The following is a 14,237-nucleotide window of genomic DNA, read 5'->3' on the forward strand; positions in this document are numbered from 1 at the left end:
ATTGCTGGATCGAGTTCTGAGCAGCTCGGTCCGACAACGCAGGACGCGCCCCTCTCCGTGCAGGAGAGAGGCGCGTCCGGTGTGGTTCGTTCAGCCGACGGCGACCAGATCGATGATGAAGATCAGGCTCTTGCCGGAGAGGAAGTGCCCACCGCCCGCGGGGCCGTAGGCCAGGTGCGGCGGGATGACGAGTTCACGGCGTCCGCCGACCTTCATGCCTGGGATGCCGTCCTGCCAGCCCTGGATCAGGCCGCGCAGCGGGAACTGGATGGTCTCGCCACGGCCCCACGAGGAGTCGAACTCCTCGCCGGAGTCGTACTCGACACCGGCGTAGTGCACGGTCACGGTGTCGCCGGGCTTCGCCTCGGTGCCGTCGCCCTCGATGAGGTCGCGGATGACGAGCTCCGAAGGAGCGGGGCCGGCTGGTGCGTCGAACTCAGGCTTTGTGCGATCAGTCATGGTTCCATCCAACCGGAGCCGCGCTGGCTGGTCAACGCGAGCGCACCCGCTGACAGCGAACAGTCCAGAGGAAGACCCTCTTGACACCTCGCGCGAGCAGGAGCACCCTGAATACAGATCAGCTCAGCGCCCGGGTGACATGCAGGCATCGCCGCAGCACCGGGCGCTGAGTCTGTCTCCGGCAGTCGTGCAGGCGGCGACCGCCGCGTCGACGTCGAGGTCGGCGGGACGTCAGTACGCCAGCAGCGCCGCCCTGGTCGCACGCGTGCGGATCAGCAGTGCCCGCTCGTCGTCCGCGGCGAGCGGGTCGCGGCCGGTGACCGCGCGCTGGCGCACCGAAGCGAGCGCGGTCGCATCCTTGATGAACTCGCGCATGAGCGGTCGTCTGTCTCCGCGCAGCTGCGCGGCCCATGCGAGACCGACCTTGCGTCCAGCGGGTGTCGCCAGCATCGTGACCTCCTCCGGCGTGAACCAGCCGGCGGCGGCATACTCCCCCAGACGGGTCCGCGTGAGACGAGCCTCCTCGCGCTTGAGCGCGATGATCCCGAGGATGAATCCGATGAACAGGGGCACCTGCAGCGTCACGTACAGCACGAAGAAGTCGGCGAAGGTCGCGGAGCCGTTCCACAGCGCGTGCAGCAGGATCGCGCCGAGCAGACCGAGCAGTCCGACGCCCACTGCCGAGCCCGCCGACGCGTGACGCCGGGCCGCGAGGCCGATCGCGAACCCGGTGAGCGCGGTGAACATGGCGTGTGCGAACGGCGAGAGCAGGGCACGGACCACGAAGGTGACGGTGAGCTGCGCTCCGCCGCCCTCGATCAGGCTGATCGCGAAGTACTGGATGTTCTCCGTGAATGCGAAGCCCGCACCCACCAGCGCGCCGTAGACGACGCCGTCGACGGGCCCGTCGAACGCCCGCCGCGCGACGAGGAAGACGAGGAAGACCCCGAATCCCTTCCAGAACTCCTCCACGATGGGCGCTTGGACGACCGCAGTCAGCGCGTCGTCGCGGATGCCCACCAGCAGCGTGATCGCGAGATCCGTCAGGAGCGTGAGCCCGACCGCGGCGACAGCACCCCAGGCGATCGCGAAGATGACGAGCCGCTTCGGCTCCGGCTCCCAGCGGTCGACCATGCGGATGCCGAGGAAGACGATCGTGAGCGGGATGAGCGCGAGCACGAGGCCGATCACCGACGCGAGCGGACCGAGCGCCCACACGAAGTATCCGATCAGGGCCAGCAGCAGGAAACCGAGGAATCCGAACAGCCAGAGCGAGACCGAGCGGCCCTTCCTGGTCGGGACGGGCAGGGCCGGCAGCGCTTCGGCCGGTGATGGGGCGACCGGCGCAGGCGGTGTGTATGCGGTCGGCTGCGCGAGCGGCGAGGCGTAGGCCGGTTGCTGCGTGAACTGCGGCGGTGTGTACCGGGACTGGGAGTACTGCTGGGCGGAGTACTCCGGCGCCGGCTGCCCCGACTGCTGCCCCTGCTGCGGAGCGGGCTGTGCGGGCGGCGGCGTGTACGGCGACGGCTGCTGCGGCTGAGGCGGTCCTCCGAAGGTCATGGAGACAGCCTATGGGTCCGCAGTGCTGCTGATCCGGCGATCCGACGATCACTCCCAAGCGCTCTCCGCCCCGCACCCGGTAGCGTAGAGGCATGCGGTTCGCTCATCTGCGCCGTGCCGACTCCCCCCGCGCGGTCCTCGCCGTGGTGGAGGACGCCGATGCCATCCTCGTCTCAGACCTCCTGCCCGACGCTCCTGCCACCCTGCAGCAGCTCATCGAGGGAGGAGACGAGACCCTCGACGCACTGCGCGCGGCTCTGTCGCTCGGCACTGCGCCGCGGCATCCGCTCGATGGCTGGACGTACGACTCAGCGGTGCTCGCTCCCCCTGCCGTGCTCGCGGTGGGCCTCAACTACGCCGCGCACTCCAGCGAGCTGGGGCTCAAGACCGACACGGCACCGACCGTGTTCACCCTGTGGCCGAACTCGCTCACCGGTCACGAGCAGACCACCTCGTGGCCGCGTGCGCTCAGCGAGGCAGTGGACTACGAGGCTGAGCTCGGCGTGCTGATCGGCACCCCGGCGAAGAACGTGTCGGAGGGCGACGCCCTCTCACACGTGTGGGGCTACACGGTGGTCAACGACATCACGGCTCGGAACATCCAGTTCGCGGAGGCGCAGTGGTCGCGCTGCAAGTCCTTCGACGGCTTCACACCGACCGGCCCCTACGCGGTCACGGCCGACGAGGTCGCCGACCCGCAGGACCTCCACATCTGGACCATCGTCGACGGCAACACCGTGCAGGATGCCTCGACGGACCAGATGGTGCGCTCGGTCGCGAAGCTCATCGCGCACCTGTCGCAGTCGCTGACCCTGCTGCCAGGCACGCTGATCTCGACCGGCAGCCCCGGCGGCGCCGGCTATTCGCGCGACCCGCAGATCTTCCTGCGTGACCGCTCGACGGTCACCGTGGGGATCGACGGCCTGGGCGCGCTGACGACGCACTGCCGCATCCTCGACTGACGCCGTCGACCAGCGGACATCCCGTTCGACAACACGAGAGGCCCCGGTGGAATTCCACCGGGGCCTCTCGTGCATGTGGGATCAGATCTCGATGAGATCCTCCGGCGAGATGATCGGGATTGCTGCCGTCACTGCCTCGAGGCCGGAGAGCCGTGCGGGCGAGAGCTGCTTCATGACCTCGTCACGCGACATGAGTCCGGCCTCGACGACCAGGTCGGCGACGTTGCGGTTCGTGAGCAACGCGGTCTTCGCGAGCGCTGCAGCGGCGGCGTAGCCGATGAACGGGGTGAGCGCGGTGATGACACCGACCGATGCACCCACCATCGCGCCGAGACGGTCGCGGTTGGCCGTGATGCCGTCGATGCAGTTGACGCGAAGCGTCCACATCGCCTGACGCATCCACGTGATCGACTGGAAGATCGAGTGCGCGATCACCGGCTCGAAGGCGTTGAGCTGCAACTGGCCGCCCTCGACCGCCATGGTGACGGTCATGTCGGCGCCGACGACCGCGAACGCGACCTGGTTCACGACCTCGGGGATCACCGGGTTGACCTTGCCTGGCATGATGCTCGAACCCGCCTGCATCGCCGGCAGGTTGATCTCGCCGAAACCGGCCTGCGGTCCGGATGCGAGCAGTCGGAGGTCGTTGCAGATCTTCGAGAGCTTGATGGCGTTGCGCTTGAGCGTCGAGGAGAACGACATGAACGCACCGGTGTCGCTGGTGGACTCCACGAGGTCGGTCGCGGTCTCGAGATCCAGCGACGTGATCTCGCGGAGGTGCTTGAGCACAGCCGGCGCGTAATCGACGTGGGTCGTGATGCCGGTGCCGATCGCGGTCGCGCCCATGTTGATCTCGAACATGAGCGACGCGTTCTCGCTGATCCGGCTGTGATCCTCGCCGAGCGTCGTCGCGAAGCCGTGGAACTCCTGGCCGAGGGTCATCGGCACGGCATCCTGCAGCTGCGTTCGTCCGACCTTGAGGATGTCGTGGAACTCGACCGCCTTGCCCAGGAACGACCGACGAAGCAGATCCAGCTCCTCGAGCAGCGAGCGAAGGGTCAGCGAGAGGCCGATCTTGACCGCGGTCGGGTACACGTCGTTCGTGGACTGGCTGCGGTTGGTGTGGTCGATCGGCGACAGGAACGCGTAGTCGCCCTTCTCCCTGCCGGCCATCTCGAGCGCGATGTTGGTGATGACCTCGTTCGCGTTCATGTTCGTCGAGGTACCGGCGCCGCCCTGGATCACGCCGACCGTGAACTGGTCGTGGAACTCGCCGTCGATGACGCGCTGCGCCGCCCGGTCGATCAGGTCGGCCCGCTCCGGGTCCAGCACGCCGATCTCGCGGTTCGCGCGGGCGCTGGCCTGCTTGACCATCGCGAGTGCTCGAACGAGATCCGGGTAGACCGAGATGGGTCGTTTCGTGATCGGGAAGTTCGCGTCGGCGCGGGCGGTGTGGATCCCCCAGTACGCGTCGGCAGGAATCTCCATGCTTCCGAGCGAATCGGTCTCGGTACGGGTCAGGGTAGGCGCGGCAGAAGCCATGTCACATCCTCGTGGGTCGTGGCGGGTGAGAAGGGTGGGGGATGCGACCATCCTACGCGGGTGAGACCCTGCGCCCCCTGAGTCCCACAGCGATTCAAGGATGCGGCCGGCGCCGAGCGGGAGCGCTCAGCTTGCGCGGACGTACTCGCTCAGCACGACACCCGAGCCGAACGCGGTGGTGGCGACCTCATCGAAGCGCTCCGGCGCGTACGCTCGCGGCGCGAAGAGCGGAATGCCTGCGCCGAACACGATGGGACTGCGCTTCAGGACGAGGCGATCGATCTCGCCGAGGAGACTCGATGCGAGTGCGCCACCGCCGCAGAGCCAGATCGCGTCGCCCGGTTCGCGCTTCAACCGTCGCACGAGCGCGACCGGATCCTCATCGGTCGTCTGCACGTCGTCCGCCTCGGCGCGCTTCGACCGCGAGAACACGATCTGGCGGAGGTGGCGGTACGGGCTCGACACGCCCATCGGCAGCCCGACCGCATAGGTGTTCCAGCCCATCAGCACGGCGTCGAACATCGGGGTGGTGCGTTCGATGCCGAGCGCGAGCGCGAGATCGGTCGGAATCGTGTCGGCGTAGCGCTCGTTGATCGCATCCATGTGGTCGCCCTCGATCGGGAAGGCGTCGAACTCACCGGCAGGACCGGCGATGAAGCCGTCCAGGCTCACTGCGACGTAGTAGACGAGTTCTCGCATGATGACTCCAATCACAACACTTGTCGTGGTTCGAGAGTACAACAGCTGTAGTGCTCGCGCTAGAGTCGACGCATGGCCAAGAACGACATCAGGCGGCGCGCGATCGCGGACGCTGGGCTGCGCGTCCTCGCCCAGGACGGATCCCGAGGTCTCACGCACCGCGCCGTCGACGAGGCTGCAGCTGTGCCGACCGGCACCACATCGAACTACTTCCGCTCCCGCGATGCGCTCATCGCCGGGCTCGTCGATCGGATCGGAGAGCGGCTCTCCCCCACTCCTGAGGATCTGGAAGCCCGCACGAACGGCTCGACGGGCCGGGAGCTCTTCGCCGACTACATCCGCGACATCGTGCGGCGTCTCACGGATGACCGCGAAGTCACGCTGGCACTCTTCGAGCTTCGACTCGAGAGCAGCCGGCGCCCCGAGCTGGCCGCGATCCTCGGCGCGTGGCAACGCGCCGGATTCGAGGGCGATGTGGCGTTCAACGCCGCAGCCGGACTCCCCGGCGGGCCGCGGGAGATCGCACTGTTCCACTACGCGATCGACGGCCTCCTGCTCGACCGACTCACCACCTCGATCGACCCCGACACGTCGACCGATGCGGTGATCGACGACCTCGTCGCCGGACTCCTGCGCTGACGCCGACCGGTCACCCCGTCTCAGCGGGCAGGCTTGCGGGAGAACGCCTCGAGCCGCTGCTCCGGCGTCAACGCTGCCATCCGCTCCAGCCACGCCTCTGAGAAGAACTCGCCGGTGGGAGCCTCCGTCACCGGAACGACCGTGTGCGTGATCGTGTCCGGATGCACGTGGACGAGCTGGAATGCCTGCGCGGCATCCATCCCGTTGACCTCCGCGGCAGGGAGAGACACGTTCATCGTGTAACAGGTGGCGGACGACACGCTCACCGGCACCCCGGCGAAGGTGCCGTGCGCCGAGTAGTGCAGATGGCCGGCCAGGATGCCTCGAACGTCACTGCCGCGGATGACCTCGGCGAGTTCGTCCTGGTGGCGCAGCTCGAGGATGTCGAACAGCGGCAGGTGGCTCGGCAACGGAGGGTGATGCATCGCGAGCAGCGTGCCGTGGGGCGCGGGCTCGGCGAGCACGTCGCGCAGCCAGGCCAGCTGGGCGTCATCGAGATCGCCGTGGTGCCAGCCCGGCACGCTCGTGTCGAGTGCGATCAGCCGGAGTCCGTCGAGATCCCAGACCCCGGTCACCGGCTCCTCTGTCGGCGCGAGGTCGAGCAGCGCCTCCCGGAGCGCCGGGCGCTCGTCGTGATTTCCCGCGACCCAGACGACGACCGTGCCGAGCTCGGCAGCCACAGGTTCGAGTGCAGCACGCAGACGTCGGTAGGCGTCCGGCTCCCCCAGGTCGGTCAGGTCGCCCGTCACGACGATCGCGGCAGGATGCGGATGCACCTGCCGGATGGCCTCGAGCGTCCTCGCGAAGTTCGACTCCACGTCGTAGCGTCCGCCCAGACGGGCGCCGCCGGCGAGGAAGTGCGGGTCGCTGACGTGGATCAGCACATGCGAGGCCGGCTGGTGACGACCGAACACGTACTCAGTGCTGACGGGGGCTGTCATGCCACCAGCCTAGAGCGGGTCTCCGACTCGGGTCCGCTGCCTCCCGGCGCTCCCGCTGCGCAGTTCCGGCTCAGTGCCCGACGACGATGATCAGGATGCCGGCGATGACCGCGCAGGCGCACAGCGCGAAGCAGGCGTAGGCGCCGACGAGGGAGAGCCGTTTCTGGCCCTCGGTGAGCGGACTCTTGCGCGCCTGCTTGGCGGCCTGCTTCGCCGCCCGCTTGAGTTCCTTCTCGGAGATCACGGTGATGGCGTCGGTGAACTCGGCCGGGCTGACCACCGGCGCGCGACCGCTGCGGACCAGCAGGCGCAGGCCCACCGCGTAGAACGTGACGATCGCCGATGCACCGATCAGTGCGGCGGCGAACACCAGGAGGAAGGCGTTCCAGTCGATCACGACGTTCACTTCGGCTCCTCATTCGACTCGGCAGGCGCCGTCGGGGCTGCGTTCCGCTTGGCTTTCGCCAAGGCGACGCGCTGCTGGCGACGCGTCGGCGGCGGCGAGTCGGGCAGCTCGATCGCCAGACCGGACTCGGCGACGTCGCTCATGGCGTTGGCTGGGGTCACCGCGTCGCGGCGCGACCGCAGGAACAGTCCGATGATCACGAGCAGCGCCAGGACCGCGTCGATCGCGATGCCCCAGGTGCCGAGCCAGTTGATCATGAGGGCGGCGACAGCACCCACAGCGCCGGCGGCCGGCAGGGTGAGCAGCCATCCGATCGCGATGCGTCCGGCAGTCCGCCAGCGCACCGTGGAGCCGCGGCGACCGAGGCCGGAGCCGATCACCGAGCCTGATGCGACCTGCGTCGTCGAGAGCGCGAAGCCGAAGGCGCTCGAGGCGAGGATCGTGGCGGCGGTCGAGCTCTCAGCCGCGAAGCCCTGGGCGGGCTTGACCTCGGTCAGGCCCTTGCCGAGCGTGCGGATGATGCGCCACCCGCCGAGGTAGGTGCCGAGCGCGATCGTGACCGCGCAGGCGATGATGACCCACAGGTGCGGCTCCGCCTGGTCCTGACTCTGCCAGCCGACCGTGATCAGTGCGAGCGTGATGACACCCATCGTCTTCTGCGCGTCATTCGTGCCGTGCGCGAGCGCGACCAGCGACGAGGTGAAGATCTGGCCCCATCGGAAGCCGTCTCGCCCGTCGGGCTTGCCGTCGTACCGTCGCGTGATCGAGTACGCGATCTTCGTGGCGATGAAGGCGATCACCAGCGCCGTCACCGGAGCGATCAGCGCCGGAAGGATGATCTTCGAGAGCACCATGCCGAAGTCGATGCCACCGACGCCCACGCCGACGAGCGTCGCGCCGATCAGGCCTCCGAAGAGCGCGTGCGAGGAACTCGACGGCAGGCCGAGCAGCCAGGTGAGCATGTTCCAGGTGATCGCGCCGATCAAGCCGGCGAAGATCATCGGCAGGAAGAGATCCGCCTGTTGCTGGATGCTCTCCTCACGGATGATGCCGTGCGAGACGGTCTGCGAGACCTCGGTCGACAGGAAGGCGCCGACCAGATTGAGGACGGCCGCGAGGAGCACGGCGGTCTTGGGCTTCAGCGCACCGGTGGCGATGGGCGTCGCCATCGCGTTCGCGGTGTCGTGAAACCCGTTCGTGAAGTCGAAGAAGAGTGCCAGCAGGATCACCAGCACGACGATGAGGGCTGCGGTTTCCACCGTTCGCTTTCGGTCGTTGAGGAAGAGGGAGGTGTCGACGTGATCGACGTGATGAACGAAGAGTTCACCGTGGGTTTGACTTCCGTTAACCGGCCCCGTTGAATCCTCCCACCCTGCTCGGTGCCGGTCAACTTGACCTGGGATAGCGTGGAGCGGTGACTCACGCACCGACCGCCGATCGCCGTCCGACCGCCCGCACTCATCACGGTGACACCGTCGAAGACCCCTACGAATGGCTGCGAGCCAAAGATGCCGCCGATGTGATCGGCCATCTCGAGGCCGAGAACGCCCACACCGAAGCGTCGACCGCCCACCTCGCCGAGCTCCGCGAGCGCCTGTTCCAGGAGATCAAGGGCCGCGTGCAGGAGACGGATCTCTCCGTGCCGACCCGTCGTGGCGACTGGTGGTACTACAGCCGCACCGAGGAGGGCGCGCAGTACGGCATCCACTGCCGCGCGGCTGCCGCACCGGATGACTGGACTCCCCCTGTGCTGGAGCCCGGCGTGCCGGTTCCGGGCGAGGTCGTGCTGCTCGACGGCAACGCCGAAGCCGAGGGTCATGAGTTCTTCTCGCTCGGAGCCTTCGACACGACCGACGACTCGACGAAGCTGCTCTGGTCGACGGACTTCGAGGGCGACGAGGTCTACACCGTGCACGTGCGCGACCTCGCGACCGGCGAGACGCTCGACGACGAGATCCCCGACACCGGCAGCGCCTTCTTCACCCCCGACGGCACCTCGATCATCTACACGACGCGCGACGAGGCCTGGCGTCCGGACACTCTCTGGCTGCACCGGCTCGGTACGCCACTCAGCGACGACGTGCAGCTGTTCCACGAGCCGGATGAGAAGTACTGGTTGGGCGCCGGCATCACGCGCAGCCGCCGGTACCTCGTGATCGGCGTCGGCTCCAGCATCACCAGCGAGGAGTACCTGGTCGACCTGACCGACGATCTGACCGCGACGCCGCAGATCGTGTGGCCGCGCGTCGAAGGCGTCGAGTACTCGGTCGACCACGCGGTCGTCGACGGCGAAGACCGCCTGTTGATCCTGCACAACGACGGCGCGCTCGACTTCGAGCTCGTGTCGGTCTCGGCATCCGATCCGAACGGCGAGCGTCACGTGGTCGTGCCGCACGTCGCAGGACGGCGGCTGCTCGGGATGGACGCGTTCCGCGACTTCGCGACACTCGAGTACCGCAGCGAGGGACTCGAACGCGTCGGGCTGCTCGACTACTCGACGGATGCCGTCGACGAGCTCGCATTCGACGAGCCGCTGTACTCGGCCGGCGTGAGCGGGAACCCGGAGTGGCACTCCCCCTATCTGCGGCTCGGCTACACGTCATTCGTGACGCCTGGGACCGTGTACGACCTCGATCTCACGACCAGGGAACTGCTGCTTCGCAAGCGCGCCACCGTGCTCGGTGGATACGACCCGAGCGACTACGGGCAGCAGCGCGCGTGGGCGACTGCGGATGACGGCACCCGCGTGCCGATCTCGCTGGTCTGGAAGCGCTCGTTCGGGACGCCCGGCGACGAGCCGCGCCCGCTGCACCTGTACGGTTACGGTTCGTACGAGCACTCCATCGACCCTGGCTTCTCGGTCGCCCGACTCTCGGAGCTCGATCGCGGCGTCGTCTTCGCGGTCGCCCACGTGCGCGGGGGCGGCGAGATGGGACGCCAGTGGTACGAAGACGGCAAGCTGCTCCAGAAGAAGAACACCTTCACCGACTTCGTGGCGTGCGCGCGGCACCTCGTCGACAGCGGCGTCACCGCACCGGATCGCCTCGTCGCGGAGGGCGGCAGCGCCGGCGGCCTGCTGATGGGCGCCGTCGCGAACCTCGCCCCCGAGCTGTTCGCCGGAATCCTCGCGGCGGTGCCGTTCGTCGACGCGCTCACCACCATCCTCGATCCCTCACTGCCGCTCACGGTGATCGAGTGGGACGAGTGGGGCGACCCGCTGCACGACGCCGACGTCTACGCGTACATGAAGTCGTACTCGCCGTACGAGAACGTGCGCGATGGGGTCAGGTACCCGAGGATCCTCGCTGTCACGTCCCTCAATGACACGCGCGTGCTCTACGTCGAGCCCGCGAAGTGGGTCGCCCGCCTGCGTGAGGCCGGGGCCGAGGACGTACTGCTGAAGTGCGAGATGGTCGCAGGGCACGGCGGCGTCAGCGGGCGGTACAACTCCTGGCGCGAGCGTGCGTTCGAGCTCGCCTGGCTGCTCGACACCCTGGGTCTCGCAGCCGCCTGATACACGACACCGCTGCGCGCCTCAGGGCTCGCAGCGGTGTCGTCGAAGCAGAGTACTCAGCCGAACAGTGCGGCTGCCTCGTCGTAGCGACTGCGCGGCACGGTGTTCAGCTCGCCCAGCGCCTCGGCGAAGGGGACCCGGACGATGTCGGTGCCGCGGAGCGAGACCATCTTGCCCCAGGCCTCTTCGACGAGCGCATCGGCCGCGTGGAGCCCGAGCCGGGTCGCGAGGACGCGGTCGAAGCCAGAGGGCGATCCGCCGCGCTGGATATGGCCGAGGACGGTCGAGCGGGTCTCGATGCCCGTGATGCGCTCGATCTCCGGTGCGAGCACCTCGCTGATGCCGCCGAGCCGGGGGCGGTTGAAGGCGTCGAGGCCCTTGTCGCTGTAGGCCTCGTCCATGCCGGTGAGCGTGAAGCCCTCGGAGACGACGACGAGCGGCGCACGACCGCGATCGTGCGCGCTGCTGACGAGGGCGGTGACCTCGTCGATCGACATCGGCACCTCAGGGATGCAGATCACATGAGCGCCGGCCGCCATACCGGCGTGCAGAGCGATCCAGCCGACGTGGCGGCCCATGACCTCTGCGACCATGCATCGCTGGTGCGAGTCGCCGGTGGTGCGCAGACGGTCCATCGCGTCGGTCGCGATGTTGACCGCGGTGTCGAAGCCGAAGGAGTAGTCGGTCGCGCGGAGATCGTTGTCGATCGTCTTGGGGACGCCGATCACGTTGATGCCGTCCTTCGCAAGACGGTCGGCCGCAGCGAGCGTGCCCTCGCCGCCGATCGCGACGATGCCGTCGATGTGGTGCCCGTAGAGCGTCTTCGCGATGTTCTCCGCGCCACCGCGCGGGCCCTCGTAGGGGTTCGTCCGGCTGGTGCCGAGGATCGTCCCGCCGACCTTCGACAGGCCCTTCACCTCGTGACGCGTCAGGGGGAAGAAGTCGCCGTCGACCACGCCGCGCCATCCGTCACGGATGCCGACGAACTCGATGTCGTAGGTCGTGGTGCCCTTCAGGACGATGCCGCGGATGACCGCGTTCAGACCGGGGCAGTCGCCGCCGCTCGTGAGGATGCCGATCTTCATGCTGCCGCCTTCAGACGTTCGGGAGTGTGGGGGAAAGAGGCGACGTTGCCTCGATCGACCCTAGCGCCCCGACGCCGCCGAGCGCCATTCGAGGGACGCGAAAACCCGCGATCTTGACGTCGGGATCCGCGCGAAACCTCGAACTTGGCAGCACCCGACGATCAGGCCCCGAGAACGGGTGCAAGAACCGCAGTTCTTAACACCCTCCTCAGGCCTCGCCGAGAGCCTGTCGCAACAGGTGCATGAGCGCCGCGAGCTGGATCGGCTCCGCAGCCGCCTCGTCCGCAGCCTCACCGTCGAGCGCCCGAGCCGCGAGACCCTGCTTCTGGTCGATCAGCTCGGCGATCTTCGTGTCGATCGTGTGCGCCGCGATGATACGCCACGCCGTGACCGGCTCGCCCTGTCCGATGCGGTGCACACGGTCGATCGCCTGCGTCTGCTCTGCGGCCGTCCACGACAGCTCAGCGAGCACCACGTTGGATGCCGCCTGCAGGTTCAGACCGACGCCGGCAGCCGTGAGCGAGCAGACCGCGATGCCGACATCGGGGTCACCGTTGAAGTCGTCGATCGCCTGCTGGCGGGCCGTCGTGCTCTGGTCTCCTCGGATGGACACCGAACGGATGCCGACCGAAGCGAAGTGCGCCTCCGCCCGATCCATGACATCGATGTGCTTCGCGAAGAAGACGACCTTGCCAACCGAGCGCTGCAGCTGGGCCGCGTAGTCCGCAGCGAGCTGCGCCTTCGCCTGACCGATGCGACGCACCATCGTGAAGACGTTGTCGCCTCCAGTGCCTGATGCCTTGGACTCCTCGAGCTCATTGTGCGCGACCATGCGGACGATGTCCTCGTCGATCTCGCCCGGCGCGAGACCGCGGTCTCCACGTGCCTCGATGATGCGGCGGTACTTCGCAGCCAGCCGCTCCCCCAGCTCGCGTTCGGCCTGACGGATGCTGCGGCCGAACTCGTCGTCCAGCTGCACCGGCAGATCTGCGACGAGCTTGTCCGGCAGGTCCGCGGCGACGTCCTTCTTCTTGCGACGGACGATGCCCATCGAGATCACGGCGTCGCGAGCCTCCGGGTAGAAGGCCTTGTCCGCTGGCGTGTAGCCGGTGGCGTCGAGCTTCTCCATGAGCTCGGGCCCAGGCTTCTCGCCCGTCGTCCAGCCGAGGAATCGCCAGATGGCATCGAAGTCCTCGACGTCGTTGATCAACGGGGTGCCGGTGAGGGCGAGCATGAGCGGGTTGCCGCCCGGGGTGCGCTCGCGCACACGCGAGGCGAGCGACAGCACATTCTGCGACCGCTGCGAGGAGAGGTTCTTGATGAAGTGCGCCTCATCGACGACCATGCCGCCCAGACCGATCGACGACAGCCAGGAGAGGTGCCGGTCGAGGATCTCGTAGTTCACGATGAAGATGTCGGCGAAGGCGTCGATGTCGGCGCCATCACCCTGGATGACGGTCGCTCGGCGCTGCGGCGTCCACCGCTCGACCTCGCGCGCCCAGTTCATCTTCACGACGTTGGGGACGACGACCAGCAGCGGATAGGCGCCGGCGACGGATGCCGCGAGCAGCGACTGGGCCGTCTTGCCGAGGCCGGGCTCATCGGCCAGCAGGAAGCTGCGGTGCCCCGCGCGCACAGCCTCGAGGAAGCGTGACTGATGCACCATCACCTCGAGGCCCTTGGGCGACAGGTGGTCGTATTCGGGAGCCGGCGGCAGCTCCATGCTGGCCGCCGCTCCGCCCGCTCCGGTCTCGAAGGACTTGTAGAGCGGTCCCATCAGCTCCCAGCCGTCGAGACGCCGACGCGGAGTCGTGGTCGCGCGGGGCGTGAGGTCCGGTGCGAGGAACGGGTTCGCGAGCTGGCGTGACTCCACCGACGGCGGGGTGACCTGACGCTCGGCGATCGCGGCCGAGACGACCGGCATCTGCACCGGCGCGATGTCGGCGATGATCAGCTCTTCCGGCGCGAGCTCGGCACCTGACTCGAGCAGCCAGTCGCGACGCATGCGCTTCGCGACGGGTGAGGTCGCCTGGTCGGCTTCGAGGAGCTGGATCAGGGAGGTGTCGCGGGCTGCCGTCTTGGCGAGGATCGTCGCGACGCCGTCGAGCCGCTTGAGCAGCTCGGCGCGGGCAGGGTCACCGATCTCGGCATCCGCCTTCACCCGTGCGCGTTCCTCGCGCACCAGGAACGCGATCACCTGGAACTTGACCCTGTTCGTCGGGCCGAGCTTGCCGCGCTGCGACTTCGCCTCGATCTCGCGCACCTTGCGCGCGAGGATCGGGATCAGCGGTGCCTCGTCGTCGCGACGGGACGTCTTCTTTCGCCGCGTGGCGGCGGTTGCCGTGGTCGGCATGCTCCTCCTGAGCGTGAAGGCTTTCGCATCCTCAGACGCGGGAGCCGTTCTCGATGTCCGCGTGTGGCGTGGGCCAT

Annotated in this window: 12 protein-coding genes; 3 read left to right on the top strand and 9 right to left on the bottom strand. The window is 68.1% G+C overall.

Annotated features, from left to right (window positions below; genetic code table 11):
- Nucleotides 1–90 precede the first annotated feature (90 nt).
- Nucleotides 91–459 carry an FKBP-type peptidyl-prolyl cis-trans isomerase gene (locus RS83_RS16330; protein ID WP_045280512.1) on the bottom strand — a complete coding sequence of 123 codons (369 nt, stop codon included), beginning with the start codon at nucleotides 457–459 and terminating at the stop codon, nucleotides 91–93.
- A gap of 231 nt (nucleotides 460–690) precedes the next feature.
- Nucleotides 691–2,019 carry a PrsW family intramembrane metalloprotease gene (locus RS83_RS16335; RefSeq protein WP_082071700.1) on the bottom strand — a complete coding sequence of 443 codons (1,329 nt, stop codon included), beginning with the start codon at nucleotides 2,017–2,019 and terminating at the stop codon, nucleotides 691–693.
- 92 nt (nucleotides 2,020–2,111) lie between these two features.
- On the opposite strand from RS83_RS16335, the gene RS83_RS16340 reads away from it, so the two are divergent.
- Nucleotides 2,112–2,981 (top strand): fumarylacetoacetate hydrolase family protein, encoded by an 870-nt coding sequence (locus tag RS83_RS16340; protein WP_045280513.1) that lies wholly within the window; start codon nucleotides 2,112–2,114, stop codon nucleotides 2,979–2,981.
- An 81-nt stretch (nucleotides 2,982–3,062) separates the two neighbouring features.
- On the opposite strand, the gene RS83_RS16345 is transcribed toward RS83_RS16340, so the two are convergent.
- Nucleotides 3,063–4,523 (bottom strand): aspartate ammonia-lyase, encoded by a 1,461-nt coding sequence (locus RS83_RS16345; protein WP_045280514.1) that lies wholly within the window; start codon nucleotides 4,521–4,523, stop codon nucleotides 3,063–3,065.
- 126 nt (nucleotides 4,524–4,649) lie between these two features.
- On the bottom strand, nucleotides 4,650–5,222 hold the full coding sequence (locus RS83_RS16350; protein ID WP_045280515.1) for a dihydrofolate reductase family protein: 573 nt from the start codon (nucleotides 5,220–5,222) through the stop codon (nucleotides 4,650–4,652).
- A 72-nt stretch (nucleotides 5,223–5,294) separates the two neighbouring features.
- Here RS83_RS16350 and RS83_RS16355 point away from each other — a divergent pair, with 72 nt between their 5' ends.
- Nucleotides 5,295–5,861, top strand: coding sequence for a TetR/AcrR family transcriptional regulator (locus tag RS83_RS16355; RefSeq protein ID WP_045280516.1), 567 nt, complete (start codon nucleotides 5,295–5,297; stop codon nucleotides 5,859–5,861).
- A 20-nt stretch (nucleotides 5,862–5,881) separates the two neighbouring features.
- Here RS83_RS16355 and RS83_RS16360 read toward each other — a convergent pair whose 3' ends face one another.
- The 3 genes from RS83_RS16360 to RS83_RS16370 form a co-directional block, all read right to left on the bottom strand.
- Nucleotides 5,882–6,802: a phosphodiesterase gene (locus RS83_RS16360; protein ID WP_045280517.1), complete on the bottom strand. Its 921-nt coding sequence runs from the start codon at nucleotides 6,800–6,802 to the stop codon at nucleotides 5,882–5,884.
- Nucleotides 6,803–6,872: 70 nt separating this feature from the next.
- Complete coding sequence (locus RS83_RS16365; RefSeq protein WP_045280518.1) at nucleotides 6,873–7,208, bottom strand: hypothetical protein; 336 nt, start codon at nucleotides 7,206–7,208, stop codon at nucleotides 6,873–6,875.
- Nucleotides 7,205–8,467 carry an inorganic phosphate transporter gene (locus RS83_RS16370; RefSeq protein ID WP_045280519.1) on the bottom strand — a complete coding sequence of 421 codons (1,263 nt, stop codon included), beginning with the start codon at nucleotides 8,465–8,467 and terminating at the stop codon, nucleotides 7,205–7,207. Before RS83_RS16370 ends, RS83_RS16365 begins: the two co-directional genes overlap by 4 nt.
- 155 nt (nucleotides 8,468–8,622) lie before the next feature.
- Here RS83_RS16370 and RS83_RS16375 point away from each other — a divergent pair, with 155 nt between their 5' ends.
- The gene (locus RS83_RS16375) at nucleotides 8,623–10,722 is read left to right on the top strand and encodes a S9 family peptidase (protein WP_045280520.1); all 2,100 of its coding nucleotides are present in this window, start codon (nucleotides 8,623–8,625) and stop codon (nucleotides 10,720–10,722) included.
- Nucleotides 10,723–10,778: 56 nt separating this feature from the next.
- On the opposite strand, the gene RS83_RS16380 is transcribed toward RS83_RS16375, so the two are convergent.
- Nucleotides 10,779–11,807 carry an ATP-dependent 6-phosphofructokinase gene (locus tag RS83_RS16380; protein ID WP_045280521.1) on the bottom strand — a complete coding sequence of 343 codons (1,029 nt, stop codon included), beginning with the start codon at nucleotides 11,805–11,807 and terminating at the stop codon, nucleotides 10,779–10,781.
- Nucleotides 11,808–12,015: 208 nt separating this feature from the next.
- Entirely contained in the window at nucleotides 12,016–14,160 is a 2,145-nt protein-coding gene (locus tag RS83_RS16385; protein ID WP_045280522.1) for a DEAD/DEAH box helicase, read from the bottom strand.
- Nucleotides 14,161–14,237: the final 77 nt, after the last annotated feature.

The sequence above is a fragment of the Microbacterium oxydans genome (genome assembly GCF_000956525.1).
GTDB classification, from domain to species: domain Bacteria; phylum Actinomycetota; class Actinomycetes; order Actinomycetales; family Microbacteriaceae; genus Microbacterium; species Microbacterium oxydans_A.

Excerpts from the sequence above, each read along its gene's own strand:
- RS83_RS16355 (WP_045280516.1), top strand. The coding sequence starts at position 5,295 with ATGGCCAAGAACGACATCAGGCGGCGCGCGATCGCGGACGCTGGGCTG.
- RS83_RS16335 (WP_082071700.1), bottom strand. The coding sequence starts at position 2,019 with ATGACCTTCGGAGGACCGCCTCAGCCGCAGCAGCCGTCGCCGTACACG.
- RS83_RS16340 (WP_045280513.1), top strand. The coding sequence starts at position 2,112 with ATGCGGTTCGCTCATCTGCGCCGTGCCGACTCCCCCCGCGCGGTCCTC.
- RS83_RS16360 (WP_045280517.1), bottom strand. The coding sequence starts at position 6,802 with ATGACAGCCCCCGTCAGCACTGAGTACGTGTTCGGTCGTCACCAGCCG.
- RS83_RS16350 (WP_045280515.1), bottom strand. The coding sequence starts at position 5,222 with ATGCGAGAACTCGTCTACTACGTCGCAGTGAGCCTGGACGGCTTCATC.
- RS83_RS16330 (WP_045280512.1), bottom strand. The coding sequence starts at position 459 with ATGACTGATCGCACAAAGCCTGAGTTCGACGCACCAGCCGGCCCCGCT.
- RS83_RS16345 (WP_045280514.1), bottom strand. The coding sequence starts at position 4,523 with ATGGCTTCTGCCGCGCCTACCCTGACCCGTACCGAGACCGATTCGCTC.
- RS83_RS16380 (WP_045280521.1), bottom strand. The coding sequence starts at position 11,807 with ATGAAGATCGGCATCCTCACGAGCGGCGGCGACTGCCCCGGTCTGAAC.
- RS83_RS16385 (WP_045280522.1), bottom strand. The coding sequence starts at position 14,160 with ATGCCGACCACGGCAACCGCCGCCACGCGGCGAAAGAAGACGTCCCGT.